This window comes from Vibrio sp. NFR (assembly GCF_027587095.1).
GTDB classification, from domain to species: domain Bacteria; phylum Pseudomonadota; class Gammaproteobacteria; order Enterobacterales; family Vibrionaceae; genus Vibrio; species Vibrio harveyi.
Genome location: NZ_JAPPTN010000005.1, coordinates 358,709 through 378,374 on the forward strand (window position 1 = coordinate 358,709; position 19,666 = coordinate 378,374).

General features: G+C 43.5%; 22 protein-coding genes. 8 read left to right on the top strand and 14 right to left on the bottom strand.

All coding sequences use genetic code 11. From position 1 onward, the window contains the following. Positions 1–24 precede the first annotated feature (24 nt). The gene (locus tag OH463_RS12405; protein ID WP_005453441.1) at positions 25–507 is read left to right on the top strand and encodes a hypothetical protein; all 483 of its coding nucleotides are present in this window, start codon (positions 25–27) and stop codon (positions 505–507) included. 67 nt (positions 508–574) lie between these two features. On the opposite strand, the gene OH463_RS12410 is transcribed toward OH463_RS12405, so the two are convergent. After that, on the bottom strand, positions 575–1,183 hold the full coding sequence (locus OH463_RS12410; protein WP_005453442.1) for a hypothetical protein: 609 nt from the start codon (positions 1,181–1,183) through the stop codon (positions 575–577). A gap of 192 nt (positions 1,184–1,375) precedes the next feature. Here OH463_RS12410 and OH463_RS12415 point away from each other — a divergent pair, with 192 nt between their 5' ends. Next, the gene (locus OH463_RS12415; RefSeq protein WP_005453443.1) at positions 1,376–2,482 is read left to right on the top strand and encodes a 1-acyl-sn-glycerol-3-phosphate acyltransferase; all 1,107 of its coding nucleotides are present in this window, start codon (positions 1,376–1,378) and stop codon (positions 2,480–2,482) included. 125 nt (positions 2,483–2,607) lie between these two features. Here the strand turns inward: OH463_RS12415 and OH463_RS12420 are convergent, their stop codons facing one another. Next, positions 2,608–3,207: a hypothetical protein gene (locus OH463_RS12420; RefSeq protein ID WP_017819336.1), complete on the bottom strand. Its 600-nt coding sequence runs from the start codon at positions 3,205–3,207 to the stop codon at positions 2,608–2,610. A gap of 147 nt (positions 3,208–3,354) precedes the next feature. Here OH463_RS12420 and OH463_RS12425 point away from each other — a divergent pair, with 147 nt between their 5' ends. Next, positions 3,355–3,627, top strand: coding sequence for a YnjH family protein (locus OH463_RS12425; RefSeq protein WP_005453446.1), 273 nt, complete (start codon positions 3,355–3,357; stop codon positions 3,625–3,627). Between the two features lie 72 nt (positions 3,628–3,699). Here the strand turns inward: OH463_RS12425 and OH463_RS12430 are convergent, their stop codons facing one another. Next, the gene (locus tag OH463_RS12430) at positions 3,700–3,999 is read right to left on the bottom strand and encodes a YfcZ/YiiS family protein (protein ID WP_005453449.1); all 300 of its coding nucleotides are present in this window, start codon (positions 3,997–3,999) and stop codon (positions 3,700–3,702) included. Positions 4,000–4,527: 528 nt separating this feature from the next. Here OH463_RS12430 and OH463_RS12435 point away from each other — a divergent pair. The 4 genes from OH463_RS12435 to OH463_RS12450 all read left to right on the top strand — a co-directional run bounded on the left by OH463_RS12435 (position 4,528) and on the right by OH463_RS12450 (position 8,269). After that, positions 4,528–4,989 carry a TetR/AcrR family transcriptional regulator gene (locus tag OH463_RS12435; protein WP_005453451.1) on the top strand — a complete coding sequence of 154 codons (462 nt, stop codon included), beginning with the start codon at positions 4,528–4,530 and terminating at the stop codon, positions 4,987–4,989. Positions 4,990–5,454: 465 nt separating this feature from the next. Next, positions 5,455–6,396: a LysR family transcriptional regulator gene (locus tag OH463_RS12440; protein ID WP_009697126.1), complete on the top strand. Its 942-nt coding sequence runs from the start codon at positions 5,455–5,457 to the stop codon at positions 6,394–6,396. A gap of 179 nt (positions 6,397–6,575) precedes the next feature. Further along, on the top strand, positions 6,576–7,532 hold the full coding sequence (locus tag OH463_RS12445; RefSeq protein WP_009696275.1) for a hypothetical protein: 957 nt from the start codon (positions 6,576–6,578) through the stop codon (positions 7,530–7,532). An 86-nt stretch (positions 7,533–7,618) separates the two neighbouring features. Beyond that, positions 7,619–8,269: a hypothetical protein gene (locus OH463_RS12450; RefSeq protein WP_005453457.1), complete on the top strand. Its 651-nt coding sequence runs from the start codon at positions 7,619–7,621 to the stop codon at positions 8,267–8,269. A gap of 110 nt (positions 8,270–8,379) precedes the next feature. Here the strand turns inward: OH463_RS12450 and OH463_RS12455 are convergent, their stop codons facing one another. The 4 genes from OH463_RS12455 to OH463_RS12470 all read right to left on the bottom strand — a co-directional run bounded on the left by OH463_RS12455 (position 8,380) and on the right by OH463_RS12470 (position 11,050). Beyond that, on the bottom strand, positions 8,380–8,811 hold the full coding sequence (locus OH463_RS12455; protein ID WP_005433505.1) for a YccF domain-containing protein: 432 nt from the start codon (positions 8,809–8,811) through the stop codon (positions 8,380–8,382). A gap of 187 nt (positions 8,812–8,998) precedes the next feature. Further along, entirely contained in the window at positions 8,999–10,213 is a 1,215-nt protein-coding gene (locus tag OH463_RS12460) for an MFS transporter (protein WP_038899558.1), read from the bottom strand. Positions 10,214–10,225: 12 nt separating this feature from the next. Then, positions 10,226–10,375 (bottom strand): hypothetical protein, encoded by a 150-nt coding sequence (locus OH463_RS12465; protein WP_269991364.1) that lies wholly within the window; start codon positions 10,373–10,375, stop codon positions 10,226–10,228. Between the two features lie 156 nt (positions 10,376–10,531). Continuing rightward, the gene (locus tag OH463_RS12470) at positions 10,532–11,050 is read right to left on the bottom strand and encodes a cysteine hydrolase family protein (RefSeq protein WP_269991365.1); all 519 of its coding nucleotides are present in this window, start codon (positions 11,048–11,050) and stop codon (positions 10,532–10,534) included. 120 nt (positions 11,051–11,170) lie between these two features. Between OH463_RS12470 and OH463_RS12475 the strand changes: the two genes are divergently transcribed. Further along, positions 11,171–12,109 carry a GlxA family transcriptional regulator gene (locus tag OH463_RS12475; protein WP_269991366.1) on the top strand — a complete coding sequence of 313 codons (939 nt, stop codon included), beginning with the start codon at positions 11,171–11,173 and terminating at the stop codon, positions 12,107–12,109. Here the strand turns inward: OH463_RS12475 and OH463_RS12480 are convergent. From OH463_RS12480 to OH463_RS12510, 7 genes are all read right to left on the bottom strand, one after another. Beyond that, on the bottom strand, positions 12,095–13,027 hold the full coding sequence (locus OH463_RS12480; protein ID WP_269991367.1) for a Gfo/Idh/MocA family protein: 933 nt from the start codon (positions 13,025–13,027) through the stop codon (positions 12,095–12,097). The genes OH463_RS12475 and OH463_RS12480 overlap by 15 nt on opposite strands. A 122-nt stretch (positions 13,028–13,149) precedes the next feature. Beyond that, positions 13,150–14,802, bottom strand: coding sequence for a phosphoethanolamine transferase (locus OH463_RS12485; RefSeq protein ID WP_009696268.1), 1,653 nt, complete (start codon positions 14,800–14,802; stop codon positions 13,150–13,152). Between the two features lie 21 nt (positions 14,803–14,823). Continuing rightward, on the bottom strand, positions 14,824–15,180 hold the full coding sequence (locus OH463_RS12490) for a diacylglycerol kinase (RefSeq protein WP_005453489.1): 357 nt from the start codon (positions 15,178–15,180) through the stop codon (positions 14,824–14,826). Between the two features lie 174 nt (positions 15,181–15,354). Beyond that, complete coding sequence (locus OH463_RS12495) at positions 15,355–15,747, bottom strand: glycine zipper family protein (protein WP_009696267.1); 393 nt, start codon at positions 15,745–15,747, stop codon at positions 15,355–15,357. 133 nt (positions 15,748–15,880) lie between these two features. Continuing rightward, positions 15,881–17,167 (bottom strand): ATP-binding protein, encoded by a 1,287-nt coding sequence (locus tag OH463_RS12500; protein ID WP_009696266.1) that lies wholly within the window; start codon positions 17,165–17,167, stop codon positions 15,881–15,883. Then, positions 17,167–17,880, bottom strand: a complete 714-nt coding sequence (locus OH463_RS12505) for a response regulator (protein WP_005453495.1) — start codon at positions 17,878–17,880, stop codon at positions 17,167–17,169. Before OH463_RS12505 ends, OH463_RS12500 begins: the two co-directional genes overlap by 1 nt. 169 nt (positions 17,881–18,049) lie before the next feature. Continuing rightward, entirely contained in the window at positions 18,050–19,654 is a 1,605-nt protein-coding gene (locus OH463_RS12510; RefSeq protein WP_017188698.1) for a BCCT family transporter, read from the bottom strand. Between the last annotated feature and the right edge of the window lie 12 nt (positions 19,655–19,666).

The window sequence follows — 19,666 nt, forward strand, 5'->3', positions numbered from 1 at the left end:
TGAGAACTGAGAGGTCAGGTTTTCATGGTCAGAATCGTCGTACTTAGTGCATGCGCAATGCTTGTGGCAACACAGGCGAGTTCCGCATGTAACTATTTATCTGATCGTTCCGTTGTATTTGCTGATAACACCATGCCAGTTTGTGAAGACATCTTTGACAGTGTTGGCGTTCTTAGTATCGATACGCTCAATTGGTATACCGCAGAAAAACAGATAGAAGGTCCGACAGAAAGTTACTGGGATCAATGGGCGTTCAAGTCTGAAGACTCTCCAATACTTACTCAAAATTTAGATAGTAACTATTTTGGGCTCGGGTTATGGATGCCAGAAGAACTGCGTGATGATGAAGCCAAAATGAGTACAGAAGAGTGGCTGAGAAGTCATGGCTTAATGTTCAGCATCGGCTTTGGTGACAAGAATGGCAGTGAACCACGAATGCGTGTTGATTACCGCTGGCATGAATACTACGACGCTGATTGGATGATGCAGATCGAAGTACCGTTTTAATATTCGAATCAAAATAAAAAGGGCGCACATTGATGCGTCCTTTTTGTATTCTATTGCGACTTACCCTTTATAGCGTTTCCCCAAACACCAAAAAGCAAAGCTGTTCGTATTCTTCTTCATTGTCGTTAAATAGCTTCGCAACGATATCCGCTTGTTTTTTGCCGGATAACTTCATCTTGCGTGCTTCTCGAAGCGTTAATACTAGACAAAGCTCAATGGAAATCTGAGATTCACAGCCTGGTTTCCACTTATTGATAGAATCCGTTAATGCTGAACTGGTAAGCATTGGTTTGAGTGTTAGCACTTCGTGTTTCACAACCGCTAGCAAGTCGAGTTGATGTTCACTGCGCGCTTTTGTCATCACCAACTTTTCAATCAGCGCTGACAATAACACTGGTAGTTTCACGTAGCCTGCTTGTTGAGCAAATGCATCAGTTAAGCGCACAGAGAAGTCACAGCGAGTTACTCGTGTGTTAGGTAAAAAGGTGAGGGAGCTCAAACATCCCTGAGGAATCCAGAAGTGTTGACCCGGTTCAATGGCATACTCATGTTTACCCAATTTAATGATCGCCAAACCTTCCACAACTGATAGTAAGCTGTGTTTTAGCGCTTTTTTACGCGCAGCAACATTAAGAAAAGGGTAATTAGCGTCGTGAAATTCAATTGCGTAGTTCATTGTGAATACCAGAGTTTTTGGGGCGCTAAGGGTAACGCTAAACCCCTAAATTGCCAACCGGATAACAGATTTTTTTGCGAATAGAAATTGTAATGCTACTGGTATGACCATGTTAAAAGTATGGTCTGAAATGCTGCGGGTTGGCAAAACAATGCGTAAAATGTGCCAGCTTTTTTTGAAATGAATTGAATAATGACTGCCAATAACGATCCTTATATTGAAATTCGTCCATACAACGACGAAGAAATTCCAGCTGCGCTGGACCGCCTGATCAAAGACGATGAGTTTATCAGTGCGATTTTAAACCACCGTTTTGCAAACAAAGCGGCGTGGTTCAAAACACTCATGAGTCCGATTATCCGTGTCTACTTAAAAGCGAAGTGGAGTAAACTGGATTCTGTGGAAGCCATTCAGCTAGAAGTGAAGAAGTACCTTAAAGACACACTAGATACGACTACTGACGGAGTTACTTTTTCTGGTTTGGACAAACTCGACAAGAACACATCGTACTTGTTTGTCTCTAATCACCGCGATATCGCAATGGACCCCGCGCTTGTTAACTTTGGTTTACACCAAACAGACCACCGTACAGTGCGTATTGCGATTGGTGATAACCTGCTTAAGAAACCTTGTGCGACGGAGCTAATGAGGCTCAACAAGAGCTTCATCGTAAAACGTTCTGCGAAAGCACCACGTGAAATGATGAAAGCGCTTGGTCTACTGTCGGGCTATATCAAGCACTCTTTAGATACCGGTAACTCAATCTGGATTGCGCAAAAAGAAGGTCGTGCGAAAGACGGTAATGATTTCACTGACCCAGCAATCTTGAAGATGTTCCATGTTGAAGGTCGTAAGCAAAAAATCAGCTTTGGTGAATACACTCGCTCACTGAAGATTGTGCCTGTTTCTATCTCTTACCAAAATGACCCTTGTGATATTGCAAAAGCTAAAGAACTGTATGAAAAAGCAGAGAACGGCAGTTATGAAAAAGGTGAGTTTGAAGATATTGAAAGCATCATCCAAGGTATCGTGGGTTACAAAGGTAAAGTGCATGTCGCATTTGGCGATGTGATCGATCAAGAGTTCGAGACGCCGGATGAGTTGGCAAACGAAATCGATCGCCAAATCCACAATAACTACCGCGTATTCCCTATCAACTTGCTCGCTGCGGGTCGTGAAGACGAATCGATCACTGAGTCAGTAAAATCTCAGTTGCAAGAGAAACTTGAACAGCTACCGACAGGTGCGCACAGTTACTTGGTTGCAAGTTACGCTAACCCAGTAAATAACCAAGAATAACCTTGCTATTGTCCATTGCGCGAAGTAGCAATGGACATTCAATTGCGAGGAACGGGGCCTAATCGGAATCTATCTCAGGCGTGTTATTTGTTAGATTCTGAGCTCGTTCCTCACTTCAATTACTTTTATGGTGCAACCGCACCGCCTAAGGTCAAATTCGTTGGCCACTTTGTCACTCGATTTCCTCCCAAGAAGATGTTGCCTTTGACTGTCATGGTGTCAGGAAATGTTGTGACCTTTGAACCTCCTATATAGAGGTTACCATCCACCACCAATCCTTCTGGTAGTTCGGTCAATGGTGTCCGAATGACGCTCAAGTCGCCTTTTACTCTTAGTCTTGCTGGTAGGTTAGTTAACGGGGTATCGGTTAAATTCAAATAACCACCCAGTTTTACACCGCGAGGCCAGCGTTCAACCTTACTACCAAGTAAATTTGCATAGCCTTTAATTTTAACTCCAGGTCTTATCGTTTTGAGGGCGCTATTCGTTGCTTCAAGGCTGCCTTGAACATCGAGTCCTTTAGGAAGTTTAGTAATCGGTGTCTGGGAAATATTGAGGTTTCCTTTTACGACAAGACCATCAGGTAGGGTCGTATAGGGCTTGTTGCGGAGATCGATATTACCGTAGTTGTCGGTATGACCGAATTTAGCATAGTAATCAAGCTCGTAAGCGATAGAAGAGCTCGAGAAAAACACCAGAGCTAATAAAAGAGGAAAAATGCGCATAGCAGCCACAGTATTGGTAAAAGCGAGAAAAGGATAACGTAAAGCTTGGGGGGCTGCTACCTATCCATGTCTCAAGAATATGAGATGCTGCCAAGAACTGAAAGCACTTCTTTGTTAGTTTTATGGCTCTTCATTAAGGGGATATTCATGAATGTAAGATCGATTTCTGTTTTGCTTGCTAGCGTTGCTGCTGTTTTATCAAGTTTTGCGATGGCGAAATCCTATAGTACGCCAGATTCAAAAGCGTTAGTGGTGGCAGACGGTAAGCTAGGGCAGCGTGTTTGTTACTATGACGACAAAGCCTACACTACTGGGGCAGTGCTAAACGTAGATGGGGTGCTACTGATGTGTACCGATGAAAATGATTTTGAAACTAATGGCTCGTTGAAGTGGGTTGTGTTTCAGAAAGACAAGAAATAGATAGGTTCAGTAGAGATCAAAAAAGCGAGCTGGATGCTCGCTTTTACCTATCTAACGATGAAATATCGATGATTAACGCGCTAGAGAGCGAGTCTTAAGTTCGAAGATTAGCTTTTCAGCGCTTACTTCAAACTTGAATCGAGCAGTAAGCTCTTTCGAATCTTCCGTTAGTTCAGAAACGTTGTATTCAACGCCTGTACAAACTTGTTTTGCTAGTTCGATGTATTTCGCCAACTCAGCTTCAAGTGCTGCTTTAGTCTCTGCGAAAATCGTTACGTCAGCGACATCGTCGCCTTCTTTGATGATAAAACCCATTTCACCAGCGCAACCGCAAGCTTCACATACTTGGTTTTCTTCTAATTCGACACTCATAACGAATCCTCTTGTAAATACTGTCAGTATTCTATCAGGTATTTGATCTCTATCTACAAAAATGAATGATTTTGGATAAAAAAAGGACAGTATGTTATGTTGTTAATGGAGGGTTAACTAATTTTATTAGAACTTCCTTAAGGAAATTAGTGTGATATGTATCAATATTTAAAATCAATTAACCTAGATATTCGTGAGATTTCTGTCAGGTGAGTTGAACTGGGGTTCAATTTATAAGACTATTTCCGGATTAATTATTTTTACATAATTATCATTCTTAGCCTGAGAATAGTTTCGATGAATGATTTGGTGCAAGGTTTTGATGGAGTGGACTTTTCGCCATATTTTGAGTCACATGTATTGACAGAAATATCACTGTAAATTGCACGTTACGCAGTGCAGTTTAGTTATGATTGGTCCTCTAACTTTGATGTTTGAGGTATACAGTACATAATGCTGAGGATGATTTTCATTCTGGCCTCATTTAATTGTGAGTTAGATGGATTTACAAAGAGAAGAGCTTAAAATATGCCAAAGCGTAGTAAAGAAGATACCGAAATCACTATCCAGAAGATCATGGATGCCGTTGTTGATCAGCTTCTGAGACTTGGTTATGACAAAATGTCTTACACCACGTTAAGCCAGCAGACAGGTGTATCGCGTACAGGTATTAGCCACCATTTCCCTAAGAAAACGGACTTTACCGCCGCTTTAGACGGTCGTATTTTCAAAATGTTCGTTGAACATCTAGAATTCGATAAAGGTCTAGAAGCGTTTTCAAAGAGCTGGATCACGGCTCTAGAAGACTCTGAATTCTTAGCGATTTTGCGTCTATTATTCCACCATATTGTTACTTCTGAGAGCGCGCACGAGTTTGCGGCAAACGGCATTGATCGTTTGTACAAAATGGCTGAGAGCCAGTTTGGCGCAGGCAGTGACAAAGAGCTAGAGTGGTTGATTGGTCGCTCATTGATCCAAATGAGCAAGTAACACCACAGTAAATAGCTAAAACCAAGAGGCTGTTTGGCTCTTGAGTATGTTTAGACCTGATTTCAAAGTGTTTGAAGTCAGGTCTTTTAATTTCTTTATGTTGGCGCTTAGCCAACGTTTTTGCTTTCTATCTTTCTCATTAAACGCGTCATGTTTGATGAAATTAACCTTTTCCTATCTCCTCTAGACTTCACCCCATCATCTCTTTTCTTTGCTGCCTATCGAGTCGACGATCTTCATACATTGACAGCAGGAATGTAATGTATGTATGGCGTCAGACAATGAGTTCATTTACAAATTTGCGTCGTCATTTATTCCTTTTTTCAAAATAATCTTACTGTCTGTTTTGTTATTTTTGTGTCATAGAGAGTTATCGAGCGCAAAGAATTCATGCACTTCGGTTGGAAACTGCGCCAATCTGTTCTTATGCTGAATAATAACCTCAAGTTATTAACGAAGTGGAACATGGCTAAAGATCTATTCTCAACTCTTGACTTAAACCTGCTCAGGACATTCATCATTCTTCATCAAGAGCGCAATATGCGGCGCGCTGCTGAACGTTTGTTTGTTTCCCAACCCGCCGTGAGCAAAGCGCTACAAAGATTGCGTGATCATTTTGAAGATGAGCTTTTTGTGAAAACTCACCATGGTTTGCGAGCAACCGAATATGCCAATGATCTTGCAGAGAGCTTAGCGCCTTTGTTGGACGATATTTCCATAACGATAAATGGTTCCAAGGCATTTAACCCACTGGAAATGAACGGCACGGTAAAGATCGCTCTGGCACCATTTATTCTTAGTTCTTACGCGAGTGAGATCTTTCAAGCCATCAGGCAAGCTGCCCCTCATGTCCAAATTCATTTGCTGAATTGGTCTCGCTCAACCATGGAAGAGATCATCAAGGACGAAGTTGTGTTAGGAGTTAATTACGAAATAAACCATGCACCCAAAGAGCTTCTGACTAAAATGATCGTTAAAGATGAATTCTGTGCTTATGTGCGAAAAGATCATCCTCTGCAAGGTCACCGACTGCAGATATCTGATTGCAATGATCTAGAATTTGCAACTGTCATCGCTGCTGATTGGAACTCGAACATTTCTTTTTCAGAAAAGATCATGAAAATTAAAGGGGTAGAGCCAAAAATTGCGTTTAGATCAGAGCTTCCATCAGCCATCATCGACGTAGTCGCAAACTCTGATATGGTGTTTCCTGCATCAAAAACCGTCAATGTCGATAAACTTTATAAGCTACGTAGGTTGGATATTGAGTTGGATGGTATGGTGATAGAACCGTGTTTGCACGCTTACTTCCATCATAAGAATCGTCGTAACGAAACCGTGCACTGGTTACGTAATATCGTGACCGAAGTGATCATTAGTCACCTCGAACGCCCTCAAGAACAATAATAACCATCGGTTATCAAGCTCTCTACCTTGGTTTATTAATAACCCGCCGTTAATGGCGGGTTTCTTATAAGCGATTAGAGCAATAAAACACCGCTCAATATACTTCTCTTCATCGGGCAGGGAGTCCACTGAATCTGCAAGAGGCAGCCCTGAATTTCGACAAATTAAGAGAGTAAATCATGAAAGTTAAATTACTAAGTGCAGTTATCGCAGCGTCTTTTCTAGCCGGTTGTTCATCATCTGGTTCTTCGGACTCCCCAAGTGAGCCTGCAGGAGTTGCATCGGTACAAACCTTCGAAGGTGAGCACTTTGATGGCATGGCAATTCAAGGTGACAACGGCGAATACAACACAGTGGCTATTCGCGGCGTAGAAGGTAACACCGTATTCAACGTTGGCGGTGAGCTGTACTTCACTGACGGCGATGTGGTGAAAGACGCTTCAGGTAACGTAGTTGGTAACATTGAAGTTCGCAATAATGAATTGGTGTTTGTGAATGACAAAGGCTTTATTCACTTATCTGTTGACGATGGTCGTCTAGTAGTCGAAGAGGTAAAACCTAAGATCGAGCATCCTATTGAAGAAGATGTAGATCCTGGTTACGGAGGCGGCGTTGTTCCTACATATGGTGACATCATCGAGCTTGAAGGCGCTGCGGTTATCGTTGGTGATAATGGCAACCATGTGTTTATCAGTAAAGACGAAACAGACACGATAAACATTGCCGTCGGTGATTCGGGTGCCTCTTACACCGTTAATGGTAGTGAGATTCGAAATGAAGACGGTGAGGTTGTCGGACACACTTCAAAAGAGGGTGATAACTACATCGTACGCTTAGAAGATGGTACAGAAGTCGTATTCCGTAATGAAGATGGTCGTTTATTCGCAGGCGTTACGAACCGCCCGGATATTAGCCATCCAATTGAAGGTGTGCCAATGCATCCAATTGAACTTCCGTCGCCAGTTAACCCAATCGAGCCGGAAATTGGTCACCCGATCGAAGGTCCAGTTAATCTTCCTGCAAATGAGTTAACCAAAGAACAGCGTGCAGAGCTGAAACAAAAGGTTCAATCTCTGTCACAAGAGCAACGTCAGCAAATAAAAAGAGCGATTCGTGACCGCGTTGAGCGTTCGTAAGCTAATCGCATAAGGGTAAGTAGCAAGGAGCCGCTTGAATAAAGTGGCTCCTTTTTTGTTTTAACTCTTCTTCACAGGTCTCTCCAATGAATAAATCTTTGACACTGCTTTGCGCGCTCTTTGCTGTCCCGTGTTTTTCCGCTGACTATAAAATGCCAGAGTTTGGATTGGACGTATCCAATACAGATGATGAATGGATTGTCACTGCCAGCGGCTACTTACAAGCAACGGAAGAGTGGAATATTTCAGCGGAAATCGACTCGACTGGTTACCTAGAACTTGGGACTGGATATGGTGTCATGCTGGGACAGTTTTATACCGAGGCTTTTGTGAGTTACGGACGTGCTGATTTGTTTGATGTGTATGACGCCGGCGTATTTACTGGAACAGCGTTGGGTGAAGATTGGATGGTTTATGCCAATAGCTCTCACGAATGGAGAAAAAGCGCTATTGGTAAGTCATTTCCGGCATTCGAAAATACAACAAGAGAATGGAAAAACACCATCGGGGCAAGTTATACACCAATTGAATTTGTCAGCCTCGGCTATGCTTATAACTACGATAAAAAGCTCACGGAGGGCGGTCATCGTACAAACCATGAAGTGCGAATTACATTAAAACCAAAGTGGGTTGAACCTTACGTGAAATACACATTTGGTGAACATAGGGTCTCTCCAGGTTCCACGAAGGTAAGTGAAGAAAATAGTGTGGAGCTAGGCGTTAACTTCAACTTTTAAGGAGTCGATATGAACATACAATCAACGATGATTGAATACGCAGTGGCGATTATGGGGTTGCTCTTGACGGGAATCACCCTCTAAGCCGGAAGCTTAGAGGGTTTAGTAAATTAACGATTGATATTGTAGCGAGCCATTGCTGCTTCTTCTGTTGTCACGACTGTTTTACCGATCGGAGCTAGAGAGATAACCGCAAGTTTCAGGTGTTGAAGGGCAAACGGGATGCCGATGATGGTGACAAAGCACGCTACGGCAGAAAGTACGTGACCGATTGCCAACCAGATACCTGCAAACACAAACCAAATTACGTTACCAATGACACCAAGTGGGCTCGTGCCTATGTCCATTTCATTGGTTAATTCATCTCGTGAGACTGCTTCTTTACCGAATGGGAAGAACGAGAAGTTTCCCATTACAAAACAAGCGCGTCCCCATGGAATGCCGATGATGCTGATGAACGCTAGAAGTCCAAAGAACCACCATAGCAAACCCATGAATACGCCACCGAATACAAACCAGATGATGTTGCCGAGTGTTCTCATTTAAAACCCTTTTTGATTTATAGCGTTGTGTTAAGTATGTCACACGAATCTTAACAGAGGATGAATGGACACACTTTATCTTAAATAAGCAATCATTGATGAGAATACAGATTTAATACAGGTACTAGACCGCATGAGATGGAGTAAAGAAAAGGCTCTCAACGAGAAATGTCGAGAGCCTTTCAGGTTAGGCAGTAGCTAAGTTCAAGCGAGGGACTGGCTTGTCATTGATTGGCAGGTGAATCAGTGCAGCAATAAATGCTAATACAACGGTTGACCACCAGATTGGGTCGTACGAACCGTAGTAATCGTAAATACGACCGCCAACCCAAGCTCCTAAGAAGCTACCTACTTGGTGCGTAAAGAACACCAAGCCATACAAGGTGGAAAGGTAACGAGCTCCAAAGATTTGACGAACTAAGCCGGAAGTCAGTGGCACTGTGCCTAACCAGCAAAATCCAATTGCACCACCAAAGATAGCAGCGGTGTGTTCGGTGACAGGTAGCGTCACAAAAGCACCGATTACGACTGTGCGCATCAAATAAAGTGCAGACATAACATGACGCTTGTTAAAGCGGTCTGCCATTACACCCCAGAAGTACGAGCCAAAGATGTTGAAAATGCCGACGTACGCTAGCGCCATTGCCGCCGTTGATGCCGGTAAATCTTTATCGGCTAAGTAACTCGGCAGGTGAGTCGCGATGAACATTACGTGGAAACCACAAACAAAGAAGCCAGCATGGATTAGCCAATAGCCTTTATGTGAAAAGGCTTCTTTCAATGCTTCTTTTAGAGTTTGTGTGTCTTCTTGAGCATTAGTTGCATTGCTCGCTTGTGGTTTCGCCGTTCTCATGAACAGTGCAAACATGATCATAAAGCTACACAGTACAGCGAATGCTTGAAGCGCGCCTTGCCAGCCAAAATCACTCAACAGCGCTTGGGCACCTGGGATCATGGCGAACATACCGAATGAACCTGCGGCTGTTGTCAAACCAAATGCTTTCGCAGCATGTTGCGCAGGGACGACCTTTGCAACGGCACCTAGCACGATCACGTAACTGGTCGCGCTCAGACCAAAACCGACCAAAACACCAAGTGACAGGTACATCATGGTTGGTTCAACTGCGATAGAAGTCAGGTAGAGACCCAAAGCGTAAGAAATGGCACCTAAAATGATAATACGCTTCGCGCCCCAACGATCTGAAGCCATACCAACAAACGGTTGGAACACACCAAACAACAAGTTTTGCAATGCAATAGCAAAGCTAAAGAACTCGCGACCAGTGTGAAAGTAGTCTGAAATTGGCATCATGAAAATGCCGAAAGATTGTCTGATCCCTAGACAAATAATCAAAATCCCTATTCCAAGCCAAACAAGAATTGGAAATCGGAAAATACTCATAATTTGCTCTTATTAATGATGGTGGTGATGAGAATGATCATGATGCTCGCCGTCGCCTGTGGTTTGGTGACAGCCGCTGTTGATGGCTTGCTCTGCTAATATTTCCAGCAACCTAGGAGAGTGATGGACGATAACTAAAGATAGCCCCAACATGATGGACATTCTCAGCACCTGAGCGAAAATGGATTGAGAAAAAAGCATGCATTGTGCGCTCAAGTAGAAAAATGAGCGCGAAGTGTAGAGATAATTGTCTAGCGAGACAAATTACAAAAAGTGAATAGAGGTATGCGTTCTATGCATACCTCTATAATATTTCGTTTATAGTTTTTGTTCTGCAGTTATTAGGGGAACGCGGGTAGAGACTGCGTGTAAGGCAATGTTGTGGATCATTTCGTCAACCGTTGTGCAGCAGTCCATAAGAATTGAGACATCATACTTTTCTGCCGCTTTAGAAATCGCAGTATGAGTGACACAGTTTTGCGTCATCATACCGCATACCAATAGTTCTGTTACCCCATGTTTTTGCAGCACTTCTTCAAGGTTTGTTTGCTCAAAGCTGTCTGCAAAGTGCTTGATAACTACATCTGCACTCGGCGCCAGCGCTAAGATCTCAGGGTGAACATCAGCACCTTCGGACCCCTCATTAAAGAAAGGTGCAATACCCATTGCCGGATCCGCAATGTGCTGAATATGAATGATAGGAATATTTTTCTCATTCGCTTTAGCAATTGCGCTCTTGATGTTGTTTAGCGTTGCTTCTGTATTCCATAGAGGAAATTTACCATTTGGGAAGTAGTCGTTTTGTAGATCGATAACAAGAAGTGCTGCTTGGCTCATGGTGTTTTCCTTTTGTTTTCAGTGAATGTATTGCTTTGGTATGGGAGCTATTATGCGTGCTTTCTTTTATCTTGCTCAGTGTCTAAAATGACAAAAAATAGGTTAAAAACGACAATTGGAATGAATGAGATAAACATTGCCATAGTGAGCTATCCGGGCGCCTCCAAAGCGTCAGTCTTTGGTTTGCAGGAGTTGTTTGAGATGGCAAACCGCGCTGCGATTGAGTTGGGTGCTGAATGCCGCTTTGATGCAGACATCATTGATTGGCAAGGAGACGTTATTCGAGATGGTGATTTCACGGTCGTCATATTGCCGCCAAGCGGCGCGGAGCAATATTATCTTTCGCCAAGTGAGGCGTTAACATCTTGGCTGTTTGAGCAACACAAAGCAGGAGCGGTTGTTACGTCTGCATGTGCCGGGGCTTTTGTTCTCGCTCAAGCTGGTTTGTTGAACAACAAAGCGTGCACGACACACTGGGGGCTGGCAGGGTTATTCCGAGATAGGTTTCCTAACGTGATGCTTAAGCCTGAATCCATCCTTATCAACGAGGGCAGTGTCATCACAGCTGGTGGCATGATGTCTTGGCTCGATTTAGGGTTGGAGCTGGTATCTCAGCTAAGCACACCTGCAGTGATGCGGTTATTGGGAAAGATGCTGGTGGTTGATACTGGTGCCAGAGAGCAACGTTTTTATCAGCAATTCATGCCTAATTTTCAACACGGTGATAGTGCCGTTCTTAGTGCTCAGCACTACATGGCCGATCATTTCTCCCATGTGATTTCAAACCAAGCTCTATCGGAGATCAGTTGTTTAACTGAGCGCACGCTTCAGAGACGTTTCCAAAAAGCGACAGGTTTGAACTTGAATCAGTATCTACAACACCTCCGGGTACAAAAAGCATGTGACTTGCTGGAATCAAGCAACCTCGCTTTTGAGGCGATTGCTTACCACGTGGGGTATCAAGATGCGAGCGCGTTTCGAAAAGTATTCATTAAAACCATGGGACTGGCACCCAAAGCATTCCGCGCTCGTTTTAGTGCTCAATTATCGACGCATTGATTGTTCAATGTGCTGACAAATCGCTTCGGCAAGTTGATGACTAGCAATGTTGCGCTGGACAATTTCAGTGGCGACTTTACCTGACTGAATGACGTTAAACCAATCAAGCAACATAGAGTGGAAACCTTTACTGGTCAGCATTGGCGTCCAATCTTTCAAGCTGAGCTTTTGCTCTTGATTGTCTTGCCACATTTTCCCTTCAACAAATGAATCAAATTCAATCGCTTTATTTGAATAGCAAGCTTGGACTCGCTCCGTTGTGATACCAAAATGGCGGTTCATTGATGCATGAAGCAGTGTCTCACCATGCTGCCATTGGATATCTAAACGAGCCAGTTGGTCGCCTTCCATTTGGTGCGTAATGTAAGCGTCTTGTAGATCTGCTTTGGTCGTAATGTTCACGCTATCGAGAGGGTGGATAAAATCATCGAAAATGAAGGTACGAATATCCCCCGGTAATTGATGACGATTCTTCTCCCAACGTATTGATTTCAGACCTGAAAGTTCGCCTTGTTGTACGCCCAGCATATGCTGATTGTAGAGCGGAATATGACGGCGATTGAAACCGACATACAAAGGCTGACTTACACGTTCTGCTAGTTCGTATAGCTTTTCCACCTCAGCAGCGCTGTCTGCCAAAGGTTTGTCAACAAATGTCGGGATGCCTTGTTCTAAAAAGAAAGATGCGATTTGAGGGTGAATGCTCGTCGCTGCATGAATCATTACTGCATCCACACCCATGCCAACCAACTGTTGGTAGTCCTGACAAGTTTGTGTGATGCGATATTGTTGAGCCAGTGTGTTAAGTGTATTTGCGTTACGGGTACAAAATACCAGTTCAACATTTGGAATTTGGGTGATAACAGGGAGGTAGGCTTTTTGAGCAATGTCGCCCAAGCCAATGATGCCAATTTTCATTTGGTTCTACTTTGTTCGTTGACGGGATAAACATTATAACGAGAACCTGTTGGATTTCTGAGAGCAAAAGGTCATAAAAAAGCCTGATTCATGTGAATCAGGCTTTATCGTGCTGTTTGATACTAAGATGTTCTGCAGGTTTTAAAGATATCCAAATCTCCATCATAAGCATCGGTTTCTACGTCCATGATGCCGAGTAAAGAGTGGAATACATTATCGTGAGAGTGCGTCGCGGTTTGTTGCGCCTCTTGTTCCAAACAATCAGTATTGATGTGTTTAGCTTGCTTAAAGCCCGGAGACATCCAAAGTATCATAGGAACACGCTTTTGGAAATCAGGCGCCAATCCGTAAGGCATGCCGTGTAAGAACAAGCCATTTTCACCTAAAGACTCACCGTGATCAGAAACATAAATCATGGCCGTATTGTATTTGTCTTCTAGCGCTTTCAATTTCGCTATAGTTTGATCCAAAACGAAGTCCGTGTAGCGAATAGTATTGTCATAAGTATTGACGATTTGTTCAACGCTACAGTTTTCGATGTCTGCACGAGGGCAGTCTGGTTGGAAGAAGGCTTTGTCTTTTGGATAGCGTTGGAAATACGTTGGGCCATGACTACCAATGAGATGCAGCGCAACAAGGCGGTTACCTTTCATGCTTGCGATTTGGTCATCTAGGTTATTTAGCAATGCGATGTCATAGCAAGTGCTGCCGTTGCACTGTTCATTTTTCTGGCTGCGGTCCACATCCATCTTATTGATCTTATGCGCGACGCCTTTATCTCCGCCGTCATTGTCTTTCCACATCAAATCAATGCCAGCACGTTGCATTATATCCAAAGCATTGTCTTGGTTATCTGCTGTACTACGATCGAAGTCGCTACGAGGCAGTTGCGAAAACATACAAGGAACGGACACCGCTGTTGCTGTACCGCAAGAGGAAACGTCTTGGAATGAAATGACGTCTAGCTTGCTGGTGTATGGGTTGGTTTCGCGATCGTAACCGTTGATTTGGTAGTTTTGAGTACGCGCAGTTTCTCCCAATACGAAGACAACCAGAGTAGGCTTCTCTTTGGCTTGTTCTAAAGCTAGCTGAGATTGCTTAGCATCAGTGCCAATCTCACGGTATGGTTGTGGTGTTGTCAGGTAGGTTTCTTTGACATAACTAGAGATCGCATACACGTACTGAGTAGGGATAATGATTTTCTTTAAGTAGCTATTATTACGACCAACGGATGCGTAGTCTTGGTAATACAAACCAGCAATCACCGCAATGATCACTAAAGAAGCAAGCATTGAGACGATTTTAGTTAATGTGAATCTTAGCCAGTTTCCTTTTAGCGATTGAAACTTCACTTTAAAGACAAGTAATGCAGGAAGTACCCCCATCAAAACTGTCCAGATCAACGAGTAAGCGCTGAAGTAAGAACTTGCTTCACTGGTATCAGTTTCGACAATATTGGTGATCATGTCGGTATCGAAGAGTGTACCGTAGTTGTAGCTCGCGTAGCTCACTATACCTGAGGTGATCAGCAATAAGATAAAGAATGGTTTACTGATCCAAGGCCAACTGAACAAGTTGAATAAAAAGTTCAGCGCTGCAAAAAAGAAGATGGGAATGGTAATAATGAAACCGATCTTAACTTGATCGAGATTAGTAAGGATGTGAACCAATTCCTTGTAAATGGGAATGTTCACCACAAGGGCGAAATACAAGGCGAGTAAAAGCGTAAAGGTAACGTAAGAGAGACCTTTAGTTGGTAGTTCAATTGTCTTCATAATTGACGTACTTCGATGTAACTAAATTAAAATCGACGCCCAAACAAATAGGGCGAGAACAAGCGCAACAAATACTGCTGCGGAACCAATGTCCTTGGCTCTTCCACTGAGTTCATGCCAGTCATCGCTGACACGATCGACAACCGCTTCGATGGCGGAATTAATCAATTCAACTATTACAACCAGCAATAAGCTGCTGATCATCATTGTTCGTTCAAGCATGGTGACGGGAAGCAAGAATGCAGCGATAGAGAGTACTAACGTCAGTACTAACTCTTGTCTAAATGCTGCTTCGTTAATCCATGCTGCTTTCAATCCTTGAAGTGAATAGCCGGTTGCGTCCAATATCCGGCGAATGCCTGTTTTTCCTGGTTTCAAAATGGGGCCTATACTGCTGAGCCAAAAAAGAAGGGGCGCTTGAGGGATAAGCATCCCCTGATAAAAGAAAAGGCATCAAATTGCGAAAGTTGAGAGTAATAGGTCGAGCGTGAAACATTTGTGAAAAAGATGTCGCCTGACCATTATTTTATGCAATTGATGCTAATTTATACGTTATGAATCAAGGTCGTATACGGTATAGCCTTTATTTGCTAGGCATTTACGAAGCACGAGCGATTGGGTTTTGGTTGAGTCATTTGCACCGCCAAGTGCACCTGCGCCAGCACCGACTGCTGAACCAGCTACGGCACCTACGGCAGCACCACCGACGCCATCTTCTAGTGCGCCAGCTACGGCACCAACAAGAGCACCCGTCACAGCTCCATTTTTTGCTTCAGTTTTCGCCGCTTCGCCTTTGTCGACTTTTTCGGCATAACCTTGGCAATAAGCGAAGTCTTGCTCGTATTGAGCTTGGTCGACATTGGTCATATCAACGACAGGCTTTTGGTTGTAGGCACAAGCAGCAAGTGTGGAAGAAAGGGTGAGGAGAAAAAGGTGTTTATACATTTTTGTAATCCATTATTGCTGTGAATTGATGGATTAAATGTACACTGTTTTATTTTTGAGCTCTGTCTATCGTATGTATTGAAATGTCGTGTTTTGTAACAACAAGGTAGGAGTTACTGATAAGTTTATGATTTTATTTTTGAAAGCATACCGTGAAGCATGCGCCGCCCAAAGGACTGTGAGAGACAGACACGCAGCCATCTTGTAACTCGACAATCTGTTTTACGATGGCGAGCCCTAAGCCAAAACCACTGGTGCTTTTGTTTCGCGCTTTATCGGCGCTATAAAATGCATCGAACAAGTGAGGCCAGTCTTTCTCTTCAATTCCGCAGCCGTCATCGTGGATCTGAATACAGCAGTGGTCGGGAGTATCAACCAGCTCCAAAACGATCTGCTTTTTCGCATAACGCATTGCATTGCGAAGTAGGTTATCGAGTGCACGTTTGAGCAGTGTTGGATCGGCGTTGACAACCACGCCTTGTGATTCGGCATCATCAATCACAATGGATAAAGGCGTATCGCGCTGCCATTTAGGAAGAAGCGATTGAAGAAAGCGAGATAACACCACGGTAGATGTTTGTATCTCGGAATTTGGTCGCTCCATTTTTGCGTAGTAGAGCAATTCTTCAACCATTTTTTCCATATCGTCAATGTCTTCTACAATGCTATCGACGTATTTTTGCTGATGCTCATTTAACGAAGCGTCCGCCAGAAGATCGGCTTGCCACTGGAGTCGGAAGATTGGTGTTCTTAACTCATGAGCGACAGCATTGGTTAGCATTTTGTTACTCGTAATAAGACGAGAGACCTTCTCTGCCATATGGTTAAAGCTTTTGTTTAATGTTCCCACCGACTTCGCGCTGGAAGTATCGGCGCGAGCATTAAAATCACCGGATGCAAAATCCATCGTAACCTTCTCTAATGCTCTTACGCGGCGGCTTAAAAACCAAATTAGCAGAACACAATACAGTGCAAATCCAGCGAGGAAGAACAGCCAAACGATATTGTCGTCAAAATTAATGGCTTGAATGATTGGGCTGTTGGGGTTTTGGCTTAATTTGAATACTGGCGAGCCTGGTTCAAATCGAAACCATAAATCTCGATCCTCATCAAACGCGGTATTGACGGAAGGATCTTCATCGAAAGCCTGTTGAACCTCAAGAGGGACACTAGTCATCTCTTGAGCGATCAACAACATATGGCTAGAGGTTGCGAATTTCTCCAATTGTTGAATGGTGTAGTCTTCACCTTTCTCACGATAAATCGGATAAATAAGCTCATGGAAAGCTTGCGCCTCATGCTCTTCCAGTAGGTAGTCGTAGTCAGTGTTCAGTTGATAAACAATGATTTCGTAACCAACTAAACTGGCGACAAAAAGAATAATCAGACCTAAGAAGCTTTCCAGATAAATACGTTTCATTACGCATTCCAAGCATCAGGCATAAACAAGTAGCCTTTACCACGCACAGTGATGATCTTTTGTGGTGGAGTGGTGCTGTCGCCCAGCTTTTTGCGTAAGGTAACGATGCGGTTATCGATAGTACGGTCAGTGCCGTCATATTCGATACCACGTAATGTTTTTGTTAGCCACTCGCGAGAAAGAGTTTGTTCAGGGTGGTTTGCGAGGACCCAAAGTAAGTCAAATTCACCATCGGTTAGGGCAATGGGCTCATGATTTAGAGCGCAAGCCTTACGTAGGCGGTTAAGGCATAATAACCCCACTTCTAGACAAGTATCGGAATCAGACGTCGTTGCCTCCTTACGACGCAAAAGCATGCGGATTCGAGCAAGCAAAACTCGTGGTTTGATTGGCTTGTTTACGAAGTCATCTGCGCCGATTTCAAGGGCAGCGACGTGGTCAAAATCATCGTCGCTAGCAGTTAGCATCAAGACTTTGCCTTTAAAGCACTCGCGAATCTGGCGGCAGACGCTCAATCCATCTTGGCCAGGCAACATTAAATCAAGCAGTACGAGGTCGGGCTGAGCCTCTATAATCGCATCTGGAGCATCTGTTCCATTATCGATACAACGGACGTCGAAGCCTTGTTCAACAAAGTATTCGCTTAACATGGCTTGCAGTTTAGGATCGTCTTCAACGATGAAAATTGATTGCTTAGTGTCTTGTACATTCATGGCAGTGATGCGCTTTGTAGGAATTCTTCCTGAAACTTAAACAAATTTGTCAGTGATTTCAATAAACATCAATAGTCTTGTGGAATTTATAGACGGTAGTGATTGAACTTAACAACCAATAAAAAAAGCTCCGACGTTTATCGGAGCTTTTGAGAGTTAGAAGTCGATGCTAGCTAGCTTGAGGAACGGGTGTCGAGTTTGTTACTTCAACTTGTTGCTCTTGTGCTTGTTTTGCAAGAAGTTCGTCTTGTTGGCGTTGATGCTCCATAATTTGTCCGTAGTTTTGCTTAAGGTATTGGAGTGTTTTAACCGCCGCGATGAAGAACACTGGCACGATCAATACGATGATCAGTACAGGGAACGCTTTAAGGATATTCAAGTCAGCATTAATCAGTAAGAAGATGATTGGTAGTGCTGTTAGCAATAAGCACCAGAACAGACGAAACATTGGGTTTACGTTTGCTTCTTCATCTAGCTGTTTAGTTGCGATGCCTGCTAGTGAATACGAGGTGCCATCTAGTGTTGTTACTGTAAACAGAATCATCGTGACTAGGTAGATAGCGGTTAGCAACATTGGAATAGATGTTGAGTCAAATACTTGCTTCACCAACTCAGTTGGCTGACCTTCACCAATCAGTTTGACACCATCAACGACGCCGTTGTTTACAAGATCCATTGAGAAGGTGCCACATACACCGAAGATAACCGCAGAGCCCATTGTGCCGCCAATCACGAGGATGAGAACCACGTCTTTTAGCTTCTGACCTTGGATGATCTTAGTGATGAAGACACCTACACCCGGTGAGTAAGAAATCCAGTTCGCTAGGAAGAATACTGTCCAGTATTGAGGGAACAACGTTGTGCCATATGGATCTGTGTTGGTGCTCATGCGGATGTATTCAGTCAACATGATACCAATGCCATTGGTTAAGTTGTTCATGATCAGAGCGGATGGTCCGATGATGAATATGATACCAACAAACGCTGCACAGATATAAATGGTTGCACTAGATAGGCGGGCCATGCCTTTCTCAATGCCGATGTAAGAGCTGAGAGAGAAGATCACTGACAACCCAAGGATAACGCCAATACCCAACATTAAATTGTCTGGAATGCCCGTTAAGCTCGCTAGGTTAGAGGAAATCATCGGGATGCCCAAACCTAATGTTAATGCGGTTGCGGCAAGCGTTGTGATGATAAACAGTAGGTCAATAAACTTTTGTGCCCAAACCGGTAAACGGTCATCAAACAGTGAGTTAATGACACCACTTAAGCTCATTCGACGGCTTTTCTTTAGGTAGAATACGACGGCGAATGGGATGGCTACAATGAGGTAGATAAACCAGCCTGCAGCGCCCCAGTGGAACATGTTGTAAGCTGTAGCGTATTCCATTGCCATGGCTTTATCTGTAATACCGAACTGAGGGTCCATGAAGTAGTATACCGCTTCAATAAAGCCCCAGTACATGGTGCTTGCACCCATGCCCGCAGACAATGCCATTGCGAACAGTTGGAATTTCGTAAACTTAGGTTTGGTGTCGCCCATACGAATATCGCCATATTTAGAAAAGGCGAGGAACAATAGGGCACCTGTTGCAAAAAGTGTGTACCAAAGGAAACCAGAACCGAAGTTAATGACGGTAAAATCTAGCATGCCGCTCATGGTGCTTTTTACGGCTTCTGGGTATACCACTGCAAGAATACCTAGAAGCAGTACAAATCCAAAACTGCCAAAAGTAAGTTTCCAGTCGATTTCTGAAGTATTCAATTTCATTGTGACTTTCCA